Annotated in this window: 21 protein-coding genes and 3 pseudogenes; 18 read left to right on the top strand and 6 right to left on the bottom strand. The window is 54.5% G+C overall.

The features are described from left to right. Positions 1–767 precede the first annotated feature (767 nt). The 4 genes from ACA046_RS18125 (at position 768) to ACA046_RS18110 (ending at position 4,820) form a co-directional block, all read left to right on the top strand. Positions 768–3,491, top strand: a complete 2,724-nt coding sequence (locus ACA046_RS18125) for an autotransporter outer membrane beta-barrel domain-containing protein (RefSeq protein ID WP_497674587.1) — start codon at positions 768–770, stop codon at positions 3,489–3,491. Positions 3,492–3,689: 198 nt separating this feature from the next. Continuing rightward, positions 3,690–3,938 (top strand): hypothetical protein, encoded by a 249-nt coding sequence (locus ACA046_RS18120; RefSeq protein WP_497674586.1) that lies wholly within the window; start codon positions 3,690–3,692, stop codon positions 3,936–3,938. 79 nt (positions 3,939–4,017) lie between these two features. Continuing rightward, the gene (locus ACA046_RS18115) at positions 4,018–4,659 is read left to right on the top strand and encodes a DUF4398 domain-containing protein (RefSeq protein WP_497674585.1); all 642 of its coding nucleotides are present in this window, start codon (positions 4,018–4,020) and stop codon (positions 4,657–4,659) included. Between the two features lie 23 nt (positions 4,660–4,682). Beyond that, positions 4,683–4,820 carry an OmpA family protein gene (locus ACA046_RS18110; protein ID WP_497674584.1) on the top strand — a complete coding sequence of 46 codons (138 nt, stop codon included), beginning with the start codon at positions 4,683–4,685 and terminating at the stop codon, positions 4,818–4,820. Between the two features lie 189 nt (positions 4,821–5,009). On the opposite strand, the pseudogene ACA046_RS18105 reads toward ACA046_RS18110, so the two are convergent. From ACA046_RS18105 to ACA046_RS18095, 3 genes and pseudogenes are all read right to left on the bottom strand, one after another. Beyond that, positions 5,010–5,921, bottom strand: a pseudogene (locus ACA046_RS18105) (IS66 family transposase); the annotation flags it as partial. An 81-nt stretch (positions 5,922–6,002) separates the two neighbouring features. After that, on the bottom strand, positions 6,003–6,374 hold the full coding sequence (tnpB, locus tag ACA046_RS18100) for an IS66 family insertion sequence element accessory protein TnpB (protein ID WP_497674583.1): 372 nt from the start codon (positions 6,372–6,374) through the stop codon (positions 6,003–6,005). Continuing rightward, positions 6,331–6,615: a hypothetical protein gene (locus tag ACA046_RS18095; RefSeq protein ID WP_497677158.1), complete on the bottom strand. Its 285-nt coding sequence runs from the start codon at positions 6,613–6,615 to the stop codon at positions 6,331–6,333. The genes tnpB and ACA046_RS18095 overlap by 44 nt, the downstream gene beginning before the upstream one ends. Positions 6,616–7,028: 413 nt before the next feature. On the opposite strand from ACA046_RS18095, the gene ACA046_RS18090 reads away from it, so the two are divergent. Together ACA046_RS18090 and ACA046_RS18085 are read left to right on the top strand one after the other, a co-directional pair. Then, on the top strand, positions 7,029–7,589 hold the full coding sequence (locus tag ACA046_RS18090; RefSeq protein WP_497674582.1) for a helix-turn-helix domain-containing protein: 561 nt from the start codon (positions 7,029–7,031) through the stop codon (positions 7,587–7,589). A gap of 11 nt (positions 7,590–7,600) precedes the next feature. Beyond that, positions 7,601–8,125: a GNAT family N-acetyltransferase gene (locus ACA046_RS18085; protein ID WP_497674581.1), complete on the top strand. Its 525-nt coding sequence runs from the start codon at positions 7,601–7,603 to the stop codon at positions 8,123–8,125. A gap of 242 nt (positions 8,126–8,367) precedes the next feature. Here the strand turns inward: ACA046_RS18085 and ACA046_RS18080 are convergent, their stop codons facing one another. Continuing rightward, on the bottom strand, positions 8,368–8,673 hold the full coding sequence (locus ACA046_RS18080) for a hypothetical protein (RefSeq protein WP_497674580.1): 306 nt from the start codon (positions 8,671–8,673) through the stop codon (positions 8,368–8,370). A 220-nt stretch (positions 8,674–8,893) separates the two neighbouring features. On the opposite strand from ACA046_RS18080, the gene ACA046_RS18075 reads away from it, so the two are divergent. The 12 genes and pseudogenes from ACA046_RS18075 to tssI form a co-directional block, all read left to right on the top strand. Beyond that, positions 8,894–9,166, top strand: coding sequence for a DUF4123 domain-containing protein (locus ACA046_RS18075; protein ID WP_497674579.1), 273 nt, complete (start codon positions 8,894–8,896; stop codon positions 9,164–9,166). After that, complete coding sequence (locus ACA046_RS18070) at positions 9,085–9,390, top strand: DUF4123 domain-containing protein (protein ID WP_497674578.1); 306 nt, start codon at positions 9,085–9,087, stop codon at positions 9,388–9,390. Before ACA046_RS18075 ends, ACA046_RS18070 begins: the two co-directional genes overlap by 82 nt. A gap of 153 nt (positions 9,391–9,543) precedes the next feature. Further along, positions 9,544–9,717 (top strand): hypothetical protein, encoded by a 174-nt coding sequence (locus ACA046_RS18065; protein ID WP_497674577.1) that lies wholly within the window; start codon positions 9,544–9,546, stop codon positions 9,715–9,717. Beyond that, entirely contained in the window at positions 9,717–9,857 is a 141-nt protein-coding gene (locus tag ACA046_RS18060; protein WP_497674576.1) for a hypothetical protein, read from the top strand. Before ACA046_RS18065 ends, ACA046_RS18060 begins: the two co-directional genes overlap by 1 nt. Positions 9,858–10,091: 234 nt before the next feature. After that, on the top strand, positions 10,092–10,346 hold the full coding sequence (locus ACA046_RS18055) for an autotransporter outer membrane beta-barrel domain-containing protein (protein WP_497677104.1): 255 nt from the start codon (positions 10,092–10,094) through the stop codon (positions 10,344–10,346). Continuing rightward, complete coding sequence (locus ACA046_RS18050) at positions 10,295–10,465, top strand: autotransporter outer membrane beta-barrel domain-containing protein (protein WP_497674575.1); 171 nt, start codon at positions 10,295–10,297, stop codon at positions 10,463–10,465. Before ACA046_RS18055 ends, ACA046_RS18050 begins: the two co-directional genes overlap by 52 nt. Beyond that, complete coding sequence (locus tag ACA046_RS18045) at positions 10,444–10,626, top strand: hypothetical protein (RefSeq protein ID WP_497674574.1); 183 nt, start codon at positions 10,444–10,446, stop codon at positions 10,624–10,626. Before ACA046_RS18050 ends, ACA046_RS18045 begins: the two co-directional genes overlap by 22 nt. A 220-nt stretch (positions 10,627–10,846) precedes the next feature. Continuing rightward, positions 10,847–13,642: a type VI secretion system Vgr family protein gene (locus ACA046_RS18040; RefSeq protein ID WP_497674573.1), complete on the top strand. Its 2,796-nt coding sequence runs from the start codon at positions 10,847–10,849 to the stop codon at positions 13,640–13,642. A 14-nt stretch (positions 13,643–13,656) separates the two neighbouring features. Then, positions 13,657–14,187 (top strand): type VI secretion system amidase effector protein Tae4, encoded by a 531-nt coding sequence (locus ACA046_RS18035; RefSeq protein ID WP_497674572.1) that lies wholly within the window; start codon positions 13,657–13,659, stop codon positions 14,185–14,187. Next, positions 14,187–14,549, top strand: coding sequence for a T6SS amidase immunity protein Tai4 family protein (locus ACA046_RS18030; RefSeq protein ID WP_497674571.1), 363 nt, complete (start codon positions 14,187–14,189; stop codon positions 14,547–14,549). The genes ACA046_RS18035 and ACA046_RS18030 overlap by 1 nt, the downstream gene beginning before the upstream one ends. Before the next feature lie 629 nt (positions 14,550–15,178). Continuing rightward, a pseudogene (locus tag ACA046_RS18025) lies at positions 15,179–16,072 on the top strand (T6SS effector phospholipase Tle3 domain-containing protein); the annotation flags it as partial. Positions 16,073–16,306: 234 nt separating this feature from the next. Further along, positions 16,307–17,962 (top strand): annotated as a pseudogene (gene tssI, locus ACA046_RS18020) (type VI secretion system tip protein TssI/VgrG); the annotation flags it as partial. A 159-nt stretch (positions 17,963–18,121) separates the two neighbouring features. On the opposite strand, the gene ACA046_RS18015 reads toward tssI, so the two are convergent. Both ACA046_RS18015 and ACA046_RS18010 read right to left on the bottom strand, forming a co-directional pair. Then, positions 18,122–20,746, bottom strand: a complete 2,625-nt coding sequence (locus ACA046_RS18015) for an autotransporter family protein (RefSeq protein WP_497674570.1) — start codon at positions 20,744–20,746, stop codon at positions 18,122–18,124. A 574-nt stretch (positions 20,747–21,320) separates the two neighbouring features. Next, positions 21,321–22,471, bottom strand: a protein-coding gene (locus ACA046_RS18010; protein WP_497674569.1) for an IS3 family transposase whose coding sequence is annotated in 2 segments (ribosomal slippage) — positions 21,321–22,237 and positions 22,237–22,471 — 1,152 coding nt in all. Because the reading frame shifts where the segments join, the coding sequence is not laid out codon by codon here. Positions 22,472–22,484 lie beyond the last annotated feature (13 nt).

Here is a 22,484-nt window from a genome sequence, read left to right as displayed (position 1 = left end):
CCCTAGGTGCAGATGATACGTGTGCTCTTAGTGTAAGCGAACCTCTTGTCGACTACGGAAGGACTACCCGCGATCAATTATTAAAAGGCGCGCTTCATCAGCGGCAGGTACTTTTGGGGAAACGTACGTTTACACTTAATGCCGTATGTGAGACGAAGGCTGAAAGAGAAATTGTATTTCGAGGTGAAGCAGTAGACGATTCCAGATTTCGGTTTGGTCAACATGGCACATTTAGCTTAAGAGTTTTAAGTGCTCAGCTTGATGGAAGGCCAGTACGAATGGTCTCTTCATCCGCAGTAGGTACTTCCAGAGGGAGCGCGAGCTCGCTTTTACGTCCTGGTGTCGGTCTTATTCCCTATGAGGGCTCAAAAGTTGCTTCAGGCGAGCGATTGAGTCTTCAGGTAGAAGTGGAAACTTACGTCGACTCCAAGGACACGCGCGCCCGTTCAGAAGAAACATGGGAAGGCGGTGGGAGCTTTGATATAAATCGTCTGAATTGAGATGTTGGGGTTCAGTTAGCTATACGACTGGTATGCAGTGCTTTTAATAAATACCAACTTTAGCTCAATGTTTGCAATCGCTTGAAACGCCAACTGGGGCTGACTTCCCGTAGTTTGTTCCATAACACCGTCGCCTAGGAAATCCTGGTGATGCGGGCTTGCACATATCGAAAAAGAGTAAGGAATTCTTATGACTCCTCTACCGAAAGTCGCACTGAGCATGGTTGGTGCGGCAGTTATCATCACCTTCGACGTTCAAGCCTCTGCGTGGCCCAAGCTTCCACGCTGGCTGATCCGGTTTACGATGGAGTGATCATTGACGATACCGGCGATAACAAGCCGGGCATCAGCGTTCCCGACAGTAACTTCAGCCTGCAAATCATTGACAGCTCGGTGACCACCGATGGGCAGGCCAGCCATGCTGTGCTGATTCGTGGCAATGACAATACCGTGCAAGTTAGCGGCTCAACGCCCTCGACTCTGGGTAATGCCAGCCATGGCTTGAGCTTTTCCGGGACACGCAACAACGGTGTGGTCGCCGACACCCAGATCAGTACCCTGGGCGACAACGCGTTTGCGTTGAATATGACCCAGGGCGGCCAAATCCAGGTGGACGGCCTGGCGCTGACCACCCAGGGTCAGTTCTCCTCGGCGATCAACGTGCTGGGTGCCAGAACGTTCGATGCGAAAAACACTACGATCGCGACCTCCGGCGCCACGGCCCATGGTGTTTATCTACGTGGCACTGACGCCACCGACCGAACAGTGGCGACGCTGGACACCGTATCGGTACGCACCTCTGACGCCAACGCGATCGGGATCAACGTTAACCGCAATGCCACGGCGACCCTCGATAACGTGCAGGTCTCCACAACCGGCGCCAATGCGTTTGGTATCTGGGTGCCGGACGCTGACAGCGAGTTGATCGCCCGTGACGTGACCATCGATACTCAAGGCGACGGCGCCATTGGCGTGTTTACCCAGTTGGGCGGCACGGCCACGTTGGACGGCGGCCAGATCCGCACCGCCGGCAGCAATTCATACGCGTTGTATGCTGGCAATACCTCGTCGATTGACGCTCGCAATATGCAGCTGCAATTCGGCGGCAACAGCGTCGGTGCGTTTGCCTGCGACAACTCGCAGATCACCCTGGAAGGCATGGATATTCGCGGCAGCAACAATGCAATCGGGTTGGTGACATCCAGCGGTTCAAGCACCGATATCAGCAACTCCGTCGTCAACTTGACCGGCGAGTTTGCCCGAGGCGTTCAAGCCTCCAATGGCGGCACCGTACGCATGGATAACGTCGGTTTGAGCGCCGATCGCGATAACTCCATCGGCTTGCAATCCCTTGCAACGGTAGGCGTGACCAACACCTTCGTGCTGGATGGCAGCACGATCAGCGCCGCCAATGGACGTGGTATCAGCGTGCAGGGCGGCACCGCCACCATCGACCTGAGCGATTCGCAGATCAGTGGCAAAGACCTGCTGGTAGTGGAGCAGCGTCGGCTCGCTGACGGTTCTTATGTGGACACGCAAGATGTGCAGATCAACGCACGGCGCTCAAACCTGTTTGGGGATATTCGGGTCGACGCACTCAGCTCCGCACTGTCGTTGCACGATAACTCAAGCCTGAAGGGGACGGTTCATGGGCTAGATAGCCTGACCCTGGATCAAAGTATTTGGCAGATGACTGGCGACTCGCAGGTCGGCCAATTGAACATGGCGGGCGGGCAGGTGAGTTTTGCTGGCAGCCCCTTCAGCACGCTGACAGTTGACGGTAACCTCAGCGGCACTGGCAGTTTTTTGATGAACTCTGACTTGGCGAGTCTTCAAGGTGACCTTCTGCGGGTAGGTGGGCAGATTGAAGGTAGCCATACCCTGATTGTGGAAGACACCGGACATGAGCCGGCTGCTGCAGGTGGCGAATTGCGCCTGGTAGATGGCAATGGCGGCGCCAGGCAGTTCGGGTTGTACGGCGGCCATGTGGATGCTGGCGCGTTTCGCTATTCGCTGGAACAGCAAGGCGATGATTGGTTTTTGGTGAATAGCGGGGCGGTACCGGGTAGCCCTGATGACCTGTCCAAGGGTAGTAACGCAGCTATCGCGTCCCAGACTGCTGTAGCGACATTGTGGAACTCGCAGATGGGCGTGCTGGTCAAGCGTTTGGGCGAGCTGCGTATGGGCCAGGATGATGGTGGTGTATGGATGCGTGCGATTGGTGGCCGTTTTAATGTTGGCGAAAACGCCAGCCGCGTATTCACGCAGAACAATACCGGTGTGGAAGTCGGTGCTGACAAGGCAATTCCCCTGGTCAGTGGCAAGGTGTACGTCGGCGGCATGGTCGGGGCAGGGCGCTCAGATCTGAACTTCGGTGAGGGGGCCTTGGGGTCGATCGACAGCAAAATGATCGGCGCTTATGCAACGTACCTAAATGACAACGGCATCTATGTTGACACTGTCTTGAAGTTCAGCCATTTCGACACTGATATCAAGACGCCCACCAATCTCGGGTCGTCGGTCAAATCTTCCTATGGCAGCCATGGGATAGGTATGGACGTTGAGGTAGGCAAGCACATCGCGCTTAAGGATGGCTGGTTTGTCGAACCACAACTGGAACTCACGGCGACCCGTACCCAAGGCGCGCAATTCACCGCCAGCAACGGGCTTCAGGTGGATGCCCAGCGAGTGGACTCGTTGCAAAGCCGGGTCGGCTCTTTGCTGGGGCGCAACCTGACTCTGGACAATGGCTTGAATATTCAGCCGTACGTCAAGGCGTCGTATATCAATGAGCATGCCGGCAACAGCCACGTAAAGGTCAACGGAAACCGGTTCAAGACCGAACTGGCCGGTGACCGGGGCGAAGTTGGGTTTGGCGCCATTGTTCAAATCAGTGCCAAGAGCAAGATTTCCCTAGACGCTGAATATGCTAAAGGCGATGACATTGAGCAGCCATGGGGTATGACGCTCGGTTATCGCTATCTCTGGTAAGAAACCTCGCTCGTTTGGCCCGGCTTAATGCCGGGTCTTTTTTTCGCAATTTGAACGGCCGAATTTCGCTTCGTTGTCACTGGGGATGTTCCTACAAAGTCGCAGGCCGGTTCGTCGTTATTTCAACAATTTACTTGTGCAAAATATTTGACTGGGTTTCGCCCGGAAGTCGTTAAATTAAAGTGGTTGGAGAATTGAATGAATCATCGAAACCACTGTACCCGAGCATCCGCCTCGTTAATGTTGCTGATCACCGCAGCAACATTAATCGCCTGTGCTAGCGCCCCAATTCCAAATGATCAAATTTCACTCTCCAAAGACGCTGTCGCCCGCGCTGTATCTGCTAGGGCAACAGAGTTCGCGCCACTTCAAATCAAAACTGCGCAAGACAAGATGTTCCTGATGGAACAGAAAATCAGGGAAAAGCACTATGTGAAGGTCAAGTAGCTGGCAGAACAGAATCAGGTGGACGCCAATTTAGCGAAACGCACAGCCATCACCGTGAAGGCACAGAAAGACCTCAAAGATGCTCAAGCTGGCATTCAAGTTCTTAAACAAGAAATGCTACAAGCGCCGGCAGCAGGTATTGCTCCCGCTTCTCCCCCAACCCGCTGAGGATTTATCATGCGTACTACCGCTAGCAGCTGATGTTGCGTTGGTTCTGGCGGGCTGTACAGACACTCCTGAAAACGCTCAACTGGTTGAAGCACGCAAACAGTTCTCGGATGTCCAGAGCAACGCTAAAGCGAGCACGCTCGCGCCAATCGAAACCCAGGCGGCGTTCACAGCGCTGAGCAAGTCCGATGTACTGTCCAACTCAGATCATAAGGCAGCAGGTATTAATCAATTGGCATACCTTGCCACCCAGAAAGTTACCTTTGCTGAACAGGCCATCTTGGGGCGTGAGGCCAGCGACGGCCTTGCCAATATCGACGTTGAGCGCACCCAAGTTCAGCTGAATGTTCGCACCGAACAGCTCAAGGCGTTGCAGGCACTTAATAGAAAATCGACCCAACGTGGCGAAGTTATCGCCTTGGGCGACGTACTGTTTGATACGGGCAGGTCTGACCTCAAATCGGGTTCGCGTCGTGATATTCAGCAGTTGGCCGATTTTCTAGAGAATAACCTTGAACGTAAAGTTCGCGTCGAAGGTTTACCGGTACCGTAGGAAGCGAAAGCCTGAACCAAGCATTGTCCGAGCAGCGTGCCAATTCTGTCGCGTCTGCCTTGACCCAGAAAGGCGTTGAAACCGCCCGGATCTCTACCCAAGGTTACGGCGAAGGAATTCCCGGTAGCCGGGAATGGCACTGCAAGCTCGCGGCAACTTAATCGTCGAGTGGAAGTGATTATTTCAAATGGTTTATCAGCCGTTAAGGCGCGATAGTTCGATTAGGCGGCTAAGGATGCCTTTAGCCGCCTATTAGAAAAAAAGCGTTAAGAGATCCCTTCAAATGCCTATTTACACGTTACGTGTAATTACTCTGGAGGATCATCCATTCCAAAGATCCGTTGCGGTCGCCCTAGCTCAAATCCTGCCTTGTAGCCAGCGAAGTCATCGCAGACCAGCTTGCCGCTCCAGTGGCCGAGGAAGTTTCGAGCGTGTTCACCCGCATGGCTGGGGCTGAAGTCGTAAACAACCGACGCCAGCTCGAGGAACTGACTCGTGGCGTAGGCCCAGACGTAAGCGATGAGTTTTCTTCGCGCCAGGCATCACCGCTTCGCCCAATGCATCCACCAGCGGCTGTAGCTGCACGCCACAAGCGCCAACCCATTGCGCCAGGGTCGAACGGGCGATGGGCAACCCGGCATGTCCGAGGACTTTCTCTTGGCGATACAGCGGCAGATGGTCGGCGAACTAACCATGACGTGGGCGAGTAGGCCCGCTGTCGGTATGCCTTTGTCGATAACATGCGCCTGTACCGGCGCCTGGATCAGCGTTTCGCATTGTTCGCAGGCCCATTTCCCACGAATGTGGCGCTCGACCGTGAACACGCCGGGCGTGTATTCGAGCTTTTCGCTGGCATCTTCGCCGATGCGTTTTAAGGCACAGCCGCACCGGCAGTGGCTGTTTTCCTGTTCGTGATGGATCAACGTGCGAGGGAACTGCGATGGCAGCGCAGCGGGCTTGGGTTGCTGGCGAACTTTGGCTTCGACTGCTACCGGTTGCCGAGCCTCAAGTTCGGCTTCGATAGCCGCGATATCGGTGTCGATCAAGTCGTCGAGCAAGCTGGCTTGATCCGGACTTAGCTGCTCGCTGCGCTTGGCAAACTTGAAGCGTTTGAGCAGAGCGATCTCGTGGGCCCGCTTCTCGTTGACCGACTTGTGATAAGTGATTGGCTTGTCCATCCTCTGGACGCGCTGGATCAACTGCGCCGCCAATGCAGTCAGTTCTTTAGGGTTTAATTGATCGAGATTCGGATGCAAAGTCATGCCGCCGATTTTGCCAGAGAGGGCTAATGGCGGCGATAGACTGATGGGCCAATTGCACTGGAAAGCGCTCCATGGCGGGTTTTAAATCATCGAGATAATTTCGCCTGCACCGACGCGTTGCCAAGCTAAGCCGAGTACCAGGGCCTGAAGTTGCTCGGCATCCAACTCAACTTCGGAGCCGTGTCGCACACCAGGCCAAAAGAAGCGCCCTTGATTCAAACGCCGGGCTGCAAGCCAAATCTCCACACCGTCATGCACCAGCACTTTCATGCGATTGGCGCGACGGTTGGCGAACAGATAGGCACAGTGCGGCTTCGCCGCACCGAACACCGCGATAGCTCGCGCGAGCGCGGTTTCAGTGCCGGCCCGCATGTCCATGGGCTCGGGAGCCAGATCGAGTCTATGCGGATCATCGCAGCAGGTCTCGTAAGAAAGCGGAACACGCCGCTGCATTTTCTGCCAGCCAACTCACCACGACTATGCCTTTTGAATGAGGCACTTCGATTTGGATCGTAGCGGGAAGAGTTTGATGCGTCGCTATCTGTGGCGATGCCTTGATGGGGATGAAGGCGGTTTGCAGCGTCAGAGTTTTCTGCGCATGCGCCCGAATCCATTTATGGACGAGGTTAGCGTTGAGGTTGTGAGTCAGGGCGACATTGGCAATCGACTCTTTCAGACTGCGCGCATTCGGCAATGACTTGGGCCTTGAAAGACTTGGAGTAGGAACGGCGTTCTTGTGGCATGGGCGTCCGCTTAAAAAGGCTAAAAGTGGTGTGCACTTAAATTTAAGTGCACACCATCGCCCTTTGGCGTTGGGGTCAGAAAGGTGTGTTGGCCGGACGGATACGTTTGGCACTCGGATCCGGAAAGTAGAGCGGCGTGAGTGTTTGCGTTGGCTTGTAACTCGAGAGTTTTAGCGTTTCGATAAAGCTGTCGCGTTGTTTCGGCGGCTGATTTGAATTAAAAACGATCGTGTTAGGTACGACCCTGACGTTGCTGCTCCCACACAGACCGATAAGCGCGGAACTACTGCCTCGGGTACCGCTGTAGCCGCGAAAAAAATTAAAATAGCTTGATTAATTCCATATATGAGATATTTTCCCGCATATGGAAGCTCATCTGATAGACCAAAACCAAATCCTTGCCAGGCACCTTCGTAAGCTGCGGTCTGATCGTGGACTTAGGTTGCAGGATCTGGCAGAAAACAGTGGTGTCAGCCGAGCTACCCTTTCGCGGATCGAAAATGGCGACGTTAGCCCTACGGCCGAAACCTTAGGTCGCTTGGCATCAGCCTTGGCGCTGCCTCTTTCACAGCTTCTGGCGCCGCTTGAGCCCGACTTTCCACCGCTAGTTCGATATGCTGATCAGAGCGTCTGGCTTGATCGTTCACACGGTTTTTCTCGACGTTCGATCTCCCCTTCGAGTGGGCAACTGAAACTCGAAGTGATCGAGTGTGTCATCGAACCCCATCAACGTATTGCGTACGATCGTCCCGCGCTGCCTGACCACGAGCATCACTTGGTGCTGCTTTCGGGAACGCTCTCCCTGATGGTTGATGGTATTCAGTACAACATGAACGTGGGCGACTGCTTGCGGTATCGGCTGCGAGGAGCATCGTCGTTTGAAACCGGCGACCAGCCCGCACACTACATCCTCACAATGGCCTAAGGTGTTAACCCATGGAAATACGTATTATCGAACTTGATGGCGCAGCAATCGAGCAAAGGTTGGAGGCTCTTTCATGCATCCTCGCCGACAGCGTGGCTGCAGGAGCGTCAATAAGCTTCATGGCTCCACTGTCCTACCATGATGCTAGTCTGTTCTGGTCGAGAAATGTTCAGCCTGAGGTCGCCGCTGGACGGAGGGTTGTTTTTGGTGCTGTACGTGGGGACGAGCTACTCGGAACAGTACAGCTTCTGACGGCCATGCCGCCCAATCAGCCCCACCGCTGCGAAGTGGCGAAGATGATCGTTCATCCACGAGCCCGCCGACTTGGCATTGGCCGCGGCCTTATGAGCCAGGCCCTTGAGCACGCTCGCGAGTTGGGGAAAACACTTGTAACCCTCGATACACGTGCAGGCGATGTTGCCGAACCGCTTTATGCGTCTTTAGGATTCGAGATTGCAGGAGTCATCCCGGATTTCGCATGGGATCCAGATGGAAAAGCAAGGCATGCGACTACGTATATGTTTCGCCGGTTCTAGTAGTCTCTTCCTCGCAGGAGGTAGTGAGATACTTGGGACCGCCCGCTACAGACCAGACGTGGGCGGCTCTGACAAAGAGCCAGAGCAGAAGATCAAGCAAAATGCATTCAGTGCTTGCTTGATTAGGAACTCAAGCAAACCACCGGAAAAATAGACACCTAATTTAACCCGAATAGTTTTGATTCACGGCCTGATTGGGCCGCTCAATTAAACGTTGCTGATTGGCGGGGCACAGTAAGCGTCTAGCCAACACACCTATCGAACAGGTAATCCTCAACGATAGCGATACCAAGATCCGTAACGACCGCCACGAGCAAATTACTCGTGACAGTCACAGCCTGATCTGTCATGACCGTTTTGAGCAGGTGGGCAATAACAGTTCCAGCTTGATCAAATGTGACGAACTGCACCCCCCCCCAAGGTCTGCGTAACACGGTGATTGGTGGTAACGAACTGGTCAGCATCACCGGTAACAGCAGCACGATACCGCCGCTAATGTGGTTATCAACGCCGGAATGAACCTGATGCTTCAGGCCGGCGGTCAACATATTCTCATCACCTCCGGTGGAATTTTCAGCAGCGTGCCCATCGTTCAGGGCGGTGCACCGGTTTCGAGGGTTCCTGCGCCGCCGGCCCTTTCGGTCATACCGATGGTCGCCGAGGCGTTGGCTGCACCGTCACTGGCCACGCAAACATCTGCGTTGATTCAGGCCGCACGTCACGCCGTGACAGTCTGTGCGGTGTGTCAAAACTCGTGGAGTTGAATGCATGAGTCAGGCTTATCTGCTGCTGAATAATGCTCAGATCGACAACCTGTCCGAGCGCCTGCGGGATCAGAGAGAAAACACTAAGTTTCAGTCGCTGTATCAGCACACTTGCTACAGCGAGCTGGCGGATATCTGCCCGATACTGGTGCCGGTTTCCCCCAGCAGCCCGTTGGCCCACATCTTTGTACTGGAGTGGAGTGGAGTGCAACGGCGGGTATTTGGCTGCAGTCAGAGGCCGATGAAGACTTTGTATTTCAGCGCCTGCGCAGCCTGATTCACACCCGGGTCGAGGGCGATGCCACGGTCCTTTTTCGTTACTACGCCCCCCGAATCACGCGTTTGTGGCTGACTGGCCTGGAACCTCAGGCGCGTGATCGATTGATGGGGCCAATCCGACTTATTGTGCTGCCGAAATTCGCTCACAGCTCCGGATTTATTCGTCAGGAAAACCCTGAGCAGCCCATCGCGCAATATACGGAAGGCCTTGGTTATGCCTGACCCCAGAACAACTGTATCACTTGAGCGAAGCCAAGCGGCAGCGTCTTGCACAGCAGTTGATCGAGCATTGTCAGCAGCATTTCCCTCAGTGCCTGCAAGGGTTGGATCGACGCGCTGAACTCCGCGGTATTCTTGCAGGACCACTCCAGCCTGATGGGCGCGGTTCAGGGGCTGGACAAACTGAGCCAGGATGAAAGCGTGTTGCAGATGCCCGGTGACTCGCAGATCGGCAATTTATATATGGCGAGCGGGCAACTGAGCTACACCGATAGCCCTTTCAGCACCTTAACATTGACGGAAATCTCAGTGGCACCGGGAGCTTTTTGATGAGCGCTGACCTAGCTAGTTTGCAAGGCGACCTGTTGCGGATCGGTGGCCAGATTGAATGCCGCCATACCCTGATTGTGGAAGGCGCCGGGCACGAGCCTGCGGGGGGGAGGGGGGGGGAGGCGGTTAGTGGGTGGTAAGGACTGCGTGGGCAAGCTCGCGTTGTATGGTGATCAGGTGGGTGTCGGCGTGTTTCGCTACTGTCTGCGGCAGCAAGAGGATGATTGGTTTTTGGTGAGCGCTGGAGCAGTGTTGGATAAGCCGAATGACCTATCCGAGGGAGCAATTCCGCTTTCGCCGAACACACACACAGCCAGTGTCCAGAGGATGCCCTGGGGCGAATTGCGCATGGGCAAGGATGAAGGGGCGTCTGGATCTGTGTCATCAGTAAATGCTTTGATGTCAGTGAGCACTCCAGTTGTGCATGCACTCAGGACATCTCGGGTATCGAGATCGGCGCCGATAAAGCCATCGCCCTGAACAGTGGCAAGGCCTATGTCGGTGGGGTGGTCGGCACTGCGCGTTTCGACGTGGGCTTCGGCGAGGGTTCGTCCGGCGACATCAAAAAATCTTCGGGGTGTACGCCACGTATCTCAATGACAACGGCATTTACGTCGATAGCGTGTTGAGGTACAGCCGTTTCGACAATGACATCAAAATACCAACCAGCCTGGGGCAATCGGTAAAAGGGACCTATAAAACCAATGGTGTGGGAGTGACATTGAAGTGGGTAAACACATCAGGCTGAGCAATGGCAGTTTTGTAGAGCTGCAACTGGAGATCGCGGCCAATCGTACGCAATGGCCAAGGCACGCCGCGACCAATGGGCTGAATGCCAAGTCCGACGATATTGGCTCCCTGCAAAGTCGTGTAGGTTCGCTGTTTGGTCGCAGCGCAATGACGCAGTGAAGCAATATTCTGACTCGGCGACAAATCCGCATGAGCCTTAGGACGCTTCCTACATTATTGTTTTTGCCGCCTTGTTAGTGTGCTCTGACAAATTGAGTTTGGTCAGGCTATCGTTTGGGCGCTGCCTTTTGCTTTGGCTTCAGCATTAAGAAAAGCGCCTGATATGGGAGGTTTTCTTGTCCTTGCTCAACGCTCGTTATTTTGACTAGGGAGCTGTTATATGCGTCAAAGGGATTTGAGGTTCACCTTTTCTGTGCTTTCCGGCCGGACTGCGTTTGAGGTCGTTGAGTTCAGGCTGGATGAAGCTATTTCCGAGCCTTATCGGCTGATCCTCGAACTGACGAGCTACGATGCCAGCATCGACTTTGATCAAATACTCGATCAACCAGCATTGCTCACGATCTGGCAAGGCACCATGGCTGCCCGCCATGTTCATGGGGTGGTCTCCAGTGTCACTCAAGGCAAAACAGGGTTTCGGCGTACACGTTACCGTGTCGTGGTTGAACCGCAGTTAGCCCGACTTTCCCTGAGTTCCGATTGGCGCATCTTTCAGCAGAAAAGCGTACCGGAGATACTCAAGTCGGTTCTGGCCGAGCACGGCATACTCGACTACCAACAGAACATTTATGCCGAGCATCTGCCTCGAGAGTATTGCGCTCAGGCCGGGGATACCGACCTTTATTTGTTCGAAAGACTCTCTACAGAGGAGGGCCTGTTTTACTACTTCAAATCTGATGCGACCTCTCATACGCTCATACAGAGCGACAAGCTCTATGTCCAAGAGCGTATTCAGGGCGATCCGGTGTTGTACACCACGCAGCCTGCCGCAGGCGCCACACAGCCGACGCTCTATGCGTTCAGCTACACGGAAAACGTCCGAACCGCCGAGCAGACCCAGCGTGACTATACCTTCAAGCGTCCTACTTTCAACCAGCAACAGCGCGCTCTTGCCGAAGACATGGAACGGCAGGCTTCACATTATCAATATTACGATTATCCGGGCCGCTACAAGGTCAGTTCGACTGGTAAACCCTTCACACAAGATCGCCTGCGAGGTCATCGTCGAGATGCTCAAGTTGCCATTGTGGAAGGTGATGATCCGCGTCTGTTTCCGGGTCTATCCTTTCAACTCACGGGTCACCCTCGGGAAGATTTCAACCGCTGGTGGCGGTCGGTCCGTATCACCCACAAAGGCATCCAACACGCCAGCCAGCAAGAAGAGTCCGCCGACGCTGAAATGGGTGTGAGTTACGACTTCACTGCCGAGATAATTCCAGAGCAAAAGGAGTGGCGTCCTGCGCCCTTGCCTAAACCCCGTATTGACGGGCCGCAGATTGCGAGTGTAGTGGGGCCGGAAGGAGAGGAGATCCATACTGATGAGTTTGGCCGAGTAAAGGTTCAATTTCCATGGGATCGGGAGGGCAAAAACAGCGATTTCAGTTCTTGCTGGATTCGAGTGTCGCAGAATTGGGCTGGTGCTGATTGGGGTCACATGGCGATCCCGCGCATTGGCCAGGAAGTAATCGTCGATTACCTCGATGGAGATTGTGATCAACCGATTATCACCGGTCGCACTTACCGTGCGATCAATATGCCGCCATACCAACTACCGAATCACAAAACGCTTAGCACCATCAAAAGCAAAGAGTACAAGGGCGCTCGGGCCAACGAGCTGCGTATTGACGACACCACCATGCAGATCAGTGCTGCGTTGATGAGCGATCACGGCAGCACCGCTTTGCACCTTGGCTATTTGACCCATCCTCGCCCCGATGGCGGTGCGCCGCGTGGTGAAGGTTTTGAGCTGCGCACTGACGAATACGGTGCCGTGCGGGCCGCCAAGGGGTTGCTGCTCAGCACCGAAGAGCAACTGAACGCCAGTGGAGGGCACCTGAACCGCGCCACCGTTGTTCAGGTACTGGAAGCGGCGCTGCAATTGGCCAAGGGGCTGGGTGACTACGCGGCGGACAATCAGGGCGTCAGTAATGATGCTCTGCCGCAAAAAGACCTCAGTGAAGCCATCCGCGACTTGGGCCACAGCGCCAATAATGAGCCAGACAAGACCAACGGCGGCAAGCCGGCCATTGCCGTGAGTGGGCAATCCGGTGTGGCGCTGGCATCTCCCAACAGTATTACGCTAGCGGCCGGCGAGCATATCGACAGCGTGGCCCAACAGAACCAGCAACTGACCTCAGGACAGAAGTTCGTGGTCAACGCTGGGACCGACCTCGGGCTGTTTGCACAAAGTGGTGAGATGCGCCATATCGCGCACCAAGGGCTGATGCTGTTACAAGCGCAGAACAACAACATTCGCCTGGATGCAGACCAAAGCGTTGAGATTAGCGCGACTAACCAGCATGTGCTGATCTCAGCCAGCGAGCACATCACCTTGATCTGCGGCGGCGCTTATCTGACGCTCAAGGGCGGCAATATCGAGTTAGGCATGCCGGGAAACTTCACGGTAAAGGCGGCGAACCACAGTCTTGTAGGGGGGGCCAACCTTACGGCGGAGCCGCCGAAGTTCAAGGTAGGGGAGACGCAACGGCGGTTTGTGCTCCAGCAAATTGATGGCCAAACGGCGATGCCCAGCGTGCCCTACTCCATCACCATGGCTCGTGGTGAGGTGGTCAGGGGGGGCACGGATGCGATGAATATGGCACATGTTGTTATGCATAGGACGGGCACATCGACCGCTAGCGATGCGATCTTATCAGCAAGTAACAATGCTGCACACGCCTCAGAAAAGACGATTGAGCGTATCTACTGGACTTACGGCCCGAATGAAACGCCAGTAGAGGGCGTATCTCGACATTTTACTGACCTGAACCTCCACTTTTCTACTCGTAACTATGAGTTCGGAGAAACGTTCAAGGTGCAGATCAATAATGGCCCGTTCGGCGAAAACGAAGTACTTCATGAGTTACTAACTGTTGAGGCAACTGTAGGTGTTAATGGCTTAGCAAAGATCATGAATGTACTGTCGACTATGGATGTAGAAATCGTAGAGAAGGCCTAAAGAGCATGGGATGTGTGACGGTAAATGCTGGTGGCGCTCAATCGACTATTTTGGTTAAACGACCAAAATTCAAAACCCTATGGGCGGCTTACCCCTTCGATATGACTCCTGAGGAGGTTTACAAAGTGGTCGGTGGCAACGTGTATGAACACTATGTGGCTAAACCTAGTGGTTACGCCAATGCATGCGGGGTTCGCCTGAGTCGAGCATTTAATTATGGCGGCTTCTCCATAAAAAAGGGCCCTGGTGCTTACAAACTCAAGGGAGATGATGGGAAAGCCTACATCATGCGCGTGAATGACATGATTACCTTCGTTGAACAACGGTTCGGTGAGTCAGATTTACCATTCAGAAAGTTTGGGCTATTAACCCCGGAAAAACTCAAAGGAAAGCAAGGGGTAATTATATTCGTCGTTTCAGGATGGAGGGGCGCAACAGGGCATGTAACTTTGTGGAATGGAAAAAATTGCAGCGATAGCTGCTATTTTATTCATCATCAGCCAGGCGTAGTCACAACAGAGGTAAAATTTTGGGAACTAAAATAATGAAAACCCTTTTGATTTTTTTGATTGCCACCTGCCCCCCTCTTTTATTCGCGAACGATACAATCACCGATGAGCGCCAAACCTTGAAAAAGTGGGGGCTTGCCTATTGCCTTGGAAAGTTTGCGGGGGGATCTATTAAAGAAGAGGCTGATGTCGCCGAAGGCGTGTACTTCCAGGAAGGAAAACATAACCATGAAGAGGCATACTCCGCGGTGGGTACTTATTTTAACAAAGCAGTCGCGAAAAACACCGGCATCATTAAAGAAACATCGAAACCGAATAACATTGTACGTTGCCTTGACGCCTACGAATCACCAGCCTACCTAGGCGTTATACATGCTCAGGATAAATGGATCGACTGATAGATACCTCCTGATTCTCTCTTCTACATTCAAACCGTACGCGACGCTACAAAGGAGGGGATACCCCATGACTGATGTTACCAATACTCGCATTCCGCGTCAGGGTTTGAGCAAGCTGCAGGGCCAGACTGGGCACCCAGTCTACCGGGGCTCAGTCCTCGCGCCTGTCGCTTGCTGTGTGTCTATCACAGCTAATTCAGGCCTGCGACTTTGCTGTTTTCAAGCAGTCTCCCTACATTTCCATGAATTGAATTCGGCAAACCTAGGACCGATGTATCACCATTTTTTGCGGGCTCTAACGATCGGGCAATCACCCGTGTGTTGCTTTGTTGCCGCACGGCCCAACACACTTATGCAACTGTTTGCGATGTTGATCTCCCCGCGGGCTGGCACCTGCCAAAGCTGAAGCTGCTGGGCGACGATCCTGGCGCCATCGCAAAAACGCTAAAATTAGACGCTTTGCAACCCAGCGATTCTTATACGTTCAACGAGCCCAGTCGACTGCACAAGCAAACTGTCTCGTGTCTGTTGTGGAAATTTTGCTTGCTAGAGAAATCTGGTGTTTGGAGCATTCAAGATAAAAGAGCTTGTTTTTCTCGAAGGAACATTGCGAAACAAGGAGTCCGGCAATGACCGAAGCCGTTTCCGCACGCACAATCATCTCGGCAAAGTCTATCACCATGCCGGGTGGTTAGTAGTCCCTCCGCCACAACCCTGCGTGACCATCCTCGTGCATGGCGCCAAAGGTCCTGCCGGTAGCTATGAGTGAATCGAGCGGGGCCTCTGCCAAGGGTTGAACGAACGCTTGGATATATCGCTCACCTTGTCCAACGGCGCGAGTAACCCTGGTTACTTGATGTCGGCGGGATACAAGCCTGCCCTCTGATGACAAAGACAAGGTGACCAACCCTGACACCTGACACCAAGTGCTACCGACGCAAGTTCAGTGCATCAAGCGATAGAAGCTCCGTGCGCAGTGTCGTTATCCCGTTATTGGGGCTTTCACGAGGACGAAGAGAGCGTCAACAAGACTGAGCCTCATGGTGAATAGCTGGACCGCAGCAACAACCGTTTGGACAAGGCCGGCACCAAGGAAGACGGTCAGTTCGCTAATGCCACCACTAATTTGTCTGACATCAGGGGCGAGGGTTCCAACGGCGATCCGTTCGGCATAATGCCTCTCAATCTGAATGATGGCATCCTGCCCGTGTCTTGCTTGCAGCCGCGGGCCGTCGTTATATGGTGTTGGCGGGCATGCGTTTGGCCATGTTGATCAAGATCATACGAAAGCGTTATCCGAATGATACGGTCAACGTGGTCGATCACGGTCAGGGGGCGTTGCTCACCCTGCGGGCTCACGCTTTCCTCAAGGATGACGGTGAGCGTTAGGCTGACGGGGGGTCATGCTCAACTCACCTTATAGCCTGTATCCGCGGCACAATGAAAAGACCCCGAAATGGTCAGGGCAACAGACGACAGGAGCGCGTATCTATCCAACCATTATCATCCCATTTTTTTGTGGGGTGGCATTGTGATGGCCAGAATGGCTTGAGTGGGAAATTGTTTTCCCAGTGCACATTTTTTGCGGGCCCTAACAACGCGCGACGTAACTCCGGCGATCAGCAAGTTGGTAATATTTTGTAGGGGGTTTCTGAAATGTGGTTCGAGCAGTGCCACTCGGAAAACTTTGCATTGAGGTAATAAATATATTCCCGCACCATCTCCCTCCTGCTTATTCGACGGACGGAATTCAAGGCATGCTGGACGCAAACACAATCCATATATCCCTCGCGCTTAAAGGCTCTCTCATCGACCTGCAAGTGCTTAGCTTTGTCGGGCATGAAGCCCTCAACCAGCCGTTTTGTTTCGACATTGAATTGGTCAGTTGCCGGTCTGACCTAAAACTTGAAGAACTGCTGCACGAACCTGGCAGTTTGTCCTTCGGCGTCACCGGGAAGAGCCAGATACGCGGCTTGGTGTACCGTATCGAGCAAGGCGATTCTGGCAAGAATCTTACCCGCTACAGTATCAGCCTGGTCCCGCGGCTGGCCTACCTACGCCACAACTATGATCTGAATATCTTCCAGCATCAGACGGTTCCGAAGATCATTGCTCAGATATTGGAGGCCCGAGGCATTCTGGTCGACGCTTACAGTTTTCAGCTCAGCAAGACCTATACGGAGCGTGAATACTGCGTGCAGTATGACGAGTCGGATTTGCACTTTATTCAGCGCTTGTGCGAAGAAGAAGGTATTCACTTCCACTTCCAGCACAGTACCAGCGGCCACACATTGGTGTTCGGCGATGACCAGTCGGTGTTCCGAAAGCTGGCCCCCATCAATTACCAGCAAGACTCCGAAGTGGCTGCCGAACAACCGCTCATCAATTACTTTAATCTGTGCTCGGAAACCAGCACTACCTGCGCTACCCAAATCGCCTCTGCTCCGGACTTCGAAGACTGCGGTTATCCCCGCCGGCTCGCCCAGGCTCGTGGCAAGCAACTGGCTACTTGCACCCGGGAACGTTATCGCGGCGACTACGCATTAGTGGAAGGTAGCGGCAACGAACCGACCATGCTCACGGGCCACTGCCTGACCATGGCGGACCATCCGTGCAGCGAATGGAATGAGGCGTGGCTGCTACTGGATGTCATTCACGAAGGTAAGCAGCCGCAAGTGTTGGGTGAGCACACTATGCGTGAGGTAGCTGATAGCAAGGAAGATTTCCACCAGGGCTACCGAAATCACTTTCTCGCCATACCCTGGGGGGCGCACTACCGTCCAGCCGTGGAGCACAAAAAAAGCATGGCGATGGGTAGCCAGATCGCCATCGTCACTGGCCTCACGAATGACGAGAGTCAAGGTGACCAAATCGGCCGCGTCAAAGTGCAGTTTTTCTGGGGCCGCGAAGGTGAACATTGCAAAACCAGCAGTTGCTGGCTGCCCGTCGCCGCGGGCTGGGCGGGCAATGCCTACGGCGGCCTTGCCCTTCCGCTCCTCGGCATGGAAGTTCTGGTGTCGTTTATGGACGGAGACCCGGATCAACCTTTAATCATTGGCTGTTTACTTCATTAGGCCAATGCCGTGCCTTATGACTTGCCGGCAAATAGCGCCCGTAGCCCTTTGAGATCCTCAGTTCCCTGGGCAGCAAGGTTACAATGAGTTCCCGTTCGAAGGCAGGAAGGGGGGCTCAGGTTTACCTGAGCGTCCAGCACGATGGAGATGAAAGCATCGAACAAAGCTAGAAGTTTCGCGTCGGCAATGACGGCATAGCATACTCGAGGCCAATGTTTCAGTGGGTTCAAGGTAGAAGAGCATTATGTCACCCCTCTGTGCTACAAGATCGAAACGCGGTCGGATGTTCATCCCGTGAAGAGGGTGACACCGCCTCCGGTCGACACGGCGCAGTTTGTTAATCACCGCACGAGTCGGCAGGTAACGTGTGGTGAAGCTGATGGGATGCCTACATAATTCGGAAAAAATCGTACGCTAAGATTTTCCGAACTCTGTAGGCTCCCCTTATTTGTCTGCGCAAAACTTTGCGTGACTATTCCTCTGGCGATAGGCAGTGACTTACCAACTCATCCGTAGACCGGCATTACCGCTGAAACCTTCAAAGGTTTTGCTGTCCAGTTGAGTGTTGTAGTCCGCTGCCAGGTACACGCTGACGGTGGACGACAGCTTGGCCACAACCCCTATGCCCAGGTCGGCAGTGGATGACTTGTGATCGGTTTTAATCCGGTCGACATCCGCGTAGGTCACCGTGTCGCTGCCGCCGAACGTGCGCCATGCATTGGCCCGCACATAGGGTTCGATGGGCGTGTTCTGCAACAGGTAACGGCCCTTGAGACGTGCGCCCAGGCGGCCAGTCCAGTAGTCCTGGGAGTCGAATGAGACCTTAGAGATGCCGTCGTTCTGGCTGTCCATATCGATGTGCTGGTTGATCACTTGGACCTGAGGCTCCACCACCCAATTATCGGACACGGCAATGGGATAGCCAGCCTCCGCCGACAACGCCAGTGCGTGGCCCTTGTTGTCGATTTTTACGTCACGATCGGATTTGCTTTCACCGTCGAAGCGCGTGCCCATGGCCACCAGGTCCACGTACCAGCCTTTGGCGTCAATGAGGGTCCAGTAGGCTCCGAAGTTGTCGCCGTCGAGTTTTACTTGCCCGGAACGTGTGTCCTCAAATCCCATTGCAAAGCCTTTGATGTCACCTTGCAGGCGGCTTTGGCCGATAAACAGGCCTAAGCGCTGGGTCTGCCCGCCGCTGGTCTCGGCGGCGTAGAGGTCGTGACCCACCTGATAGCCTTTGATGGAACCGTCGAAACTCGGCGATACCGTGCCCGACCAGCTCTTGTTGAAGTCGCTGCCATAGGCACGGCCCCAACCGGCCTGCACGGAACCGGTTTCACTCAGCAGGCTTTGTTCGTCCTGGCGGTCATGGAAGGTGCCCAACGCTTGCAATGTCATCAACTGCGCGGCCGGAACGACAACCGAGTACACCGGCACTTCCAGGCGGTACAAAGGGATCGGCTCGGCCCCGGCAATGGCGGTTGGCAACACTGGGTTGCTCGCTGCCGACTCCGGCGAGTTTGCGGCCGCTACCTGGCTGGGCGGTGGAGCAGGGGGCTCGACCGGCGCGACGGGTTGGGAGGTCGGTGGCTCCACGGGCGGTTCATCCGGGTCAACCACCGGTGGAACGGGAGGGATAGGTGGAATCGGCACAACCACAGGCGGCGTTGGCGGTACGGGTGGAACCGCCGGCGGCGCCACTGCGACCACTGACGACCGCAGGTACCAGTTGTTTTCAGTGCCAGCGGTGACACCACCCTTGAACAGCAGGTACTCATAGGCCCCGGCAGACACCGAGCCCCTCAATGCGAACGCATCGGAGCTGCTGACGGCACCGTTGAGGGCCTGTACCACCTCAATCCCGTTATTCTGCGTAAACCCACCCGCGCCGCCGAGGTTGCTCACCGCCAGTTGGGTATGCCCGCTGATGGAGCCATCGGACACCACCAGCTTGTCGCTGGCCGAGTTGTCGTCACCGAGCACCGATTGCAGCCAGAGTTGGCCATTGTTGCCGACGTAATTGCCATACACGGTCAACGTATCCGTGGCGCTGTTGCTGCGGGTGGTCATATCGATGGTGCCGGCGTTGTTGAGGGTCGCCAACTGGCCTGCGGTGTAGGGGCGGATGCTGCCCTGGGTCACGCCCAGCGTACTGCTGCCGTCGATGTTGAAGGTGCCGGTATTGCTCGCACTGTCGCCGAGGAAAAAATCCCCGGCCAAGTCGAAGCGCGAATTGTTATTGAGGTTGACCGTCTCCCAGCCGATATAGCGGGCGGCGGTGCTGGAGGTGGTGTTATTGAAGGTCAATTGATCCGTGCCCAGTCCACCATCGATCGACGGGGTCGCACTCAACAGGCTTTCGTTCAGGCCACTGAGCAGCACGGTGTCGTCACCGTCTCCCATCAGCACCGCAGACTTTATCTGGCCGCCATTGGTCCAGTTGAACGTGTCATTGCCGACACTGGCGCGAATCTCTCCATTGATTACGCCGCCACTCACGCTAATGCTGTCATCGCCGCCGCTGGTGCTGATATTGCCGCCGATGGTGCCGCCTGAGACGGTAATTCTGTCAAGCCCAAAGCCGGTCACCAAGTTGCCGAGGATCGCCCCGCCGGACATGTCATAGATGTTGTTATCGAGCTTCATGTCGACCCGGCCGATGGTGCCACTGGTTTGTTGCGCTACGTCGCCGTCCTCGAACGCGCCGACGATGGTGCCGCCGCTCATGAAGAAGGTGTCACGGCCATCGCCCTGCGCGAGGGATTGAATCTGCCCGCCGGTCATCACAAAATCATCTATTCCGTTACCCTGGGAGACCGCGCCGGTCACGGTGCCCGCGCTGATTCGGAAGCGATCGGCACCGTCACCCTGGGTGATACTCCCCACAATGCGTCCGGAATTCATATCGATAAAGTCAGTACCACCTCCGAAGGTGATATCGCCGTTGATGGCGCCAGTGCCGCTCGCTGGTAGGGTCAGGGCGTTATTGCCCGTAAGGTCCGTAAGACCAGTAGGACTGCCGCCACTGTCGCATATGTAGGTGGAGTCACCAGTACTAGGGGTCAGAACACAAGCTGCATGCGCTTGTTGTACCGCCAAGCTTATAAGCGACAGAGCTCCCATGTGGAGGAGTCTGTTTTTTCCAGCACATAGTAGTCGGCGCATAAGATTCTTCTTGTAATGTTGAGTGAAAACCTCGTCTTCGCAAGGGTAGGTTGCTATCGATGGACACCCTATAGGTCAATGTCTTACAAGGTTTCAGCAGTGCATCATTCGTCCGCGCATATGAATATTTCTAGTGCAAAATGTTTCTTTTGTCCAACGCTCCGAAATAAGAGCGCATGGGATGCTTGCCCATCTGTAGCGAGCAGTGTCTTGTTGGCCAACTCATACCTGGGAGCGGTTACTTCAATTACCACTCGGTGCCGGGAAACCTGATACGTCTTCGCAGTTTCCGATTGGAGGTCTGCCGAGTATGGCGGCAAGCCCCAGCGTAATCGGCTTCAATGGGCACGTTACGGACGCCTTGCAGACCTCTACATACCAAGACCTCTAAATGCACATCCTTACCCTGAGGGATTGCTTCGCGTCACAGTTGCCATGGCCACTAAGGTGGTTCGAATCGAAATAGAGAGGTTTTCCGGCGGGGGTATATGCGGAGCAAACCGAGCCGGGGCAGTGAATCGCCCCGGATTCTCTAGACACCTTGCAAGCTCATTGCGTAACGTTTTTCAAACTCTACCGGTGACAGCTGATTGTTGAAACCATGGCGGCGTTTTGCGTTGTAGAACATTTCGATGTAATCAAACACATCACTGCGAGCATCTTCCCGCGTGGTGTAGATTTTTCGCTTGATCCGTTCCCGTTTCAGAAGCTGGAAAAAGCTCTCGGCCACGGCGTTGTCATGACAATTGCCTCGGCGGCTCATGCTGGCAACCAAATTGTTTGCCTTCAAAAAACTGCGCCAATCGGAGCTGCTGTACTGGCTGCCCTGGTCGGAATGAACCATCACCTCTTGTTTCGGTTTTCGCCTCCAAACCGCCATCAATAACGCATCAATGGCCAAATCACTGGTCATCTGCGCCTTCATTGACCAGCCAATGACCTGACGAGAAAACAGATCCAGCACCACCGCCAAATACAACCAACCTTCATACGTACGAATGTAGGTGATGTCGGTGACCCAAATTTTGTTAGGTTCTACGACATCGAACTGGCGCTTCAGTAAATTGGGTGAGGCGACCGCTGGCTTACCGCCGTATTTGCCAGGACGGCGTCGATACCCTGTCTGAGAGCGCAGACCTTCAAGACGCATCAGCCTCGCCACACGATGCCGACCACAAGCTTCACCGACCTCGCGCAGGTCGTCATGGATTTTGCGATAGCCATAAACTCCGCCGCTCTCCAGCCACGAGTGCTTGATCAAACCCAGCAATCGCTGGTCGTCTTTAGCGCGTGCAGATTGCGGCTCAGACAACCAAGCGTAATAACCACTGGGATGGACTTTCAGCGTCAGGCAAAGCCGTCGAATGGAATAGTCGCCCGCGCGCTGCTTGATAAAGGCGTACTTCAGCCGCACTCCTTGGCAAAGTACGCGGCGGCCTTTTTTAAGATGTCTCGCTCTTCAGTGACCCGCTTGAGTTCCGCTCGCAGACGACGCAGTTCAGCGTGCTGATCGTCGTCTTGCTGCCGTTCTGCCTGAGGTTTGCTGTAGCGCTTTATCCAGGCATAGAGGCTATGCGTCGACACGCCAAGACGCGCCGCCACATCAGCGACAGGCAGCTTCTTTTCGGTCACTTGATTGACCGCTTGGATTTTGAATTCTTCGGGATAACGTGGGTTGCTCATGGCACCTCCTGAT

It is taken from the genome of Pseudomonas sp. LBUM1641 (assembly GCF_059716235.1).
The sequence above is the reverse complement of the archived record's forward strand: the minus strand, read 5'-3'. Positions and strand labels throughout refer to the sequence as shown.

Excerpts from the sequence above, each read along its gene's own strand:
- ACA046_RS18120 (WP_497674586.1), top strand. The coding sequence starts at position 3,690 with ATGAATCATCGAAACCACTGTACCCGAGCATCCGCCTCGTTAATGTTG.
- ACA046_RS18115 (WP_497674585.1), top strand. The coding sequence starts at position 4,018 with ATGCTCAAGCTGGCATTCAAGTTCTTAAACAAGAAATGCTACAAGCGC.
- tnpB (WP_497674583.1), bottom strand. The coding sequence starts at position 6,374 with ATGCAGCGGCGTGTTCCGCTTTCTTACGAGACCTGCTGCGATGATCCG.
- ACA046_RS18090 (WP_497674582.1), top strand. The coding sequence starts at position 7,029 with ATGGAAGCTCATCTGATAGACCAAAACCAAATCCTTGCCAGGCACCTT.
- ACA046_RS18085 (WP_497674581.1), top strand. The coding sequence starts at position 7,601 with ATGGAAATACGTATTATCGAACTTGATGGCGCAGCAATCGAGCAAAGG.
- ACA046_RS18080 (WP_497674580.1), bottom strand. The coding sequence starts at position 8,673 with ATGTTGACCGCCGGCCTGAAGCATCAGGTTCATTCCGGCGTTGATAAC.
- ACA046_RS18075 (WP_497674579.1), top strand. The coding sequence starts at position 8,894 with ATGAGTCAGGCTTATCTGCTGCTGAATAATGCTCAGATCGACAACCTG.
- ACA046_RS18065 (WP_497674577.1), top strand. The coding sequence starts at position 9,544 with ATGGGCGCGGTTCAGGGGCTGGACAAACTGAGCCAGGATGAAAGCGTG.
- ACA046_RS18060 (WP_497674576.1), top strand. The coding sequence starts at position 9,717 with ATGAGCGCTGACCTAGCTAGTTTGCAAGGCGACCTGTTGCGGATCGGT.
- ACA046_RS18040 (WP_497674573.1), top strand. The coding sequence starts at position 10,847 with ATGCGTCAAAGGGATTTGAGGTTCACCTTTTCTGTGCTTTCCGGCCGG.
- ACA046_RS18030 (WP_497674571.1), top strand. The coding sequence starts at position 14,187 with ATGAAAACCCTTTTGATTTTTTTGATTGCCACCTGCCCCCCTCTTTTA.
- ACA046_RS18015 (WP_497674570.1), bottom strand. The coding sequence starts at position 20,746 with ATGGGAGCTCTGTCGCTTATAAGCTTGGCGGTACAACAAGCGCATGCA.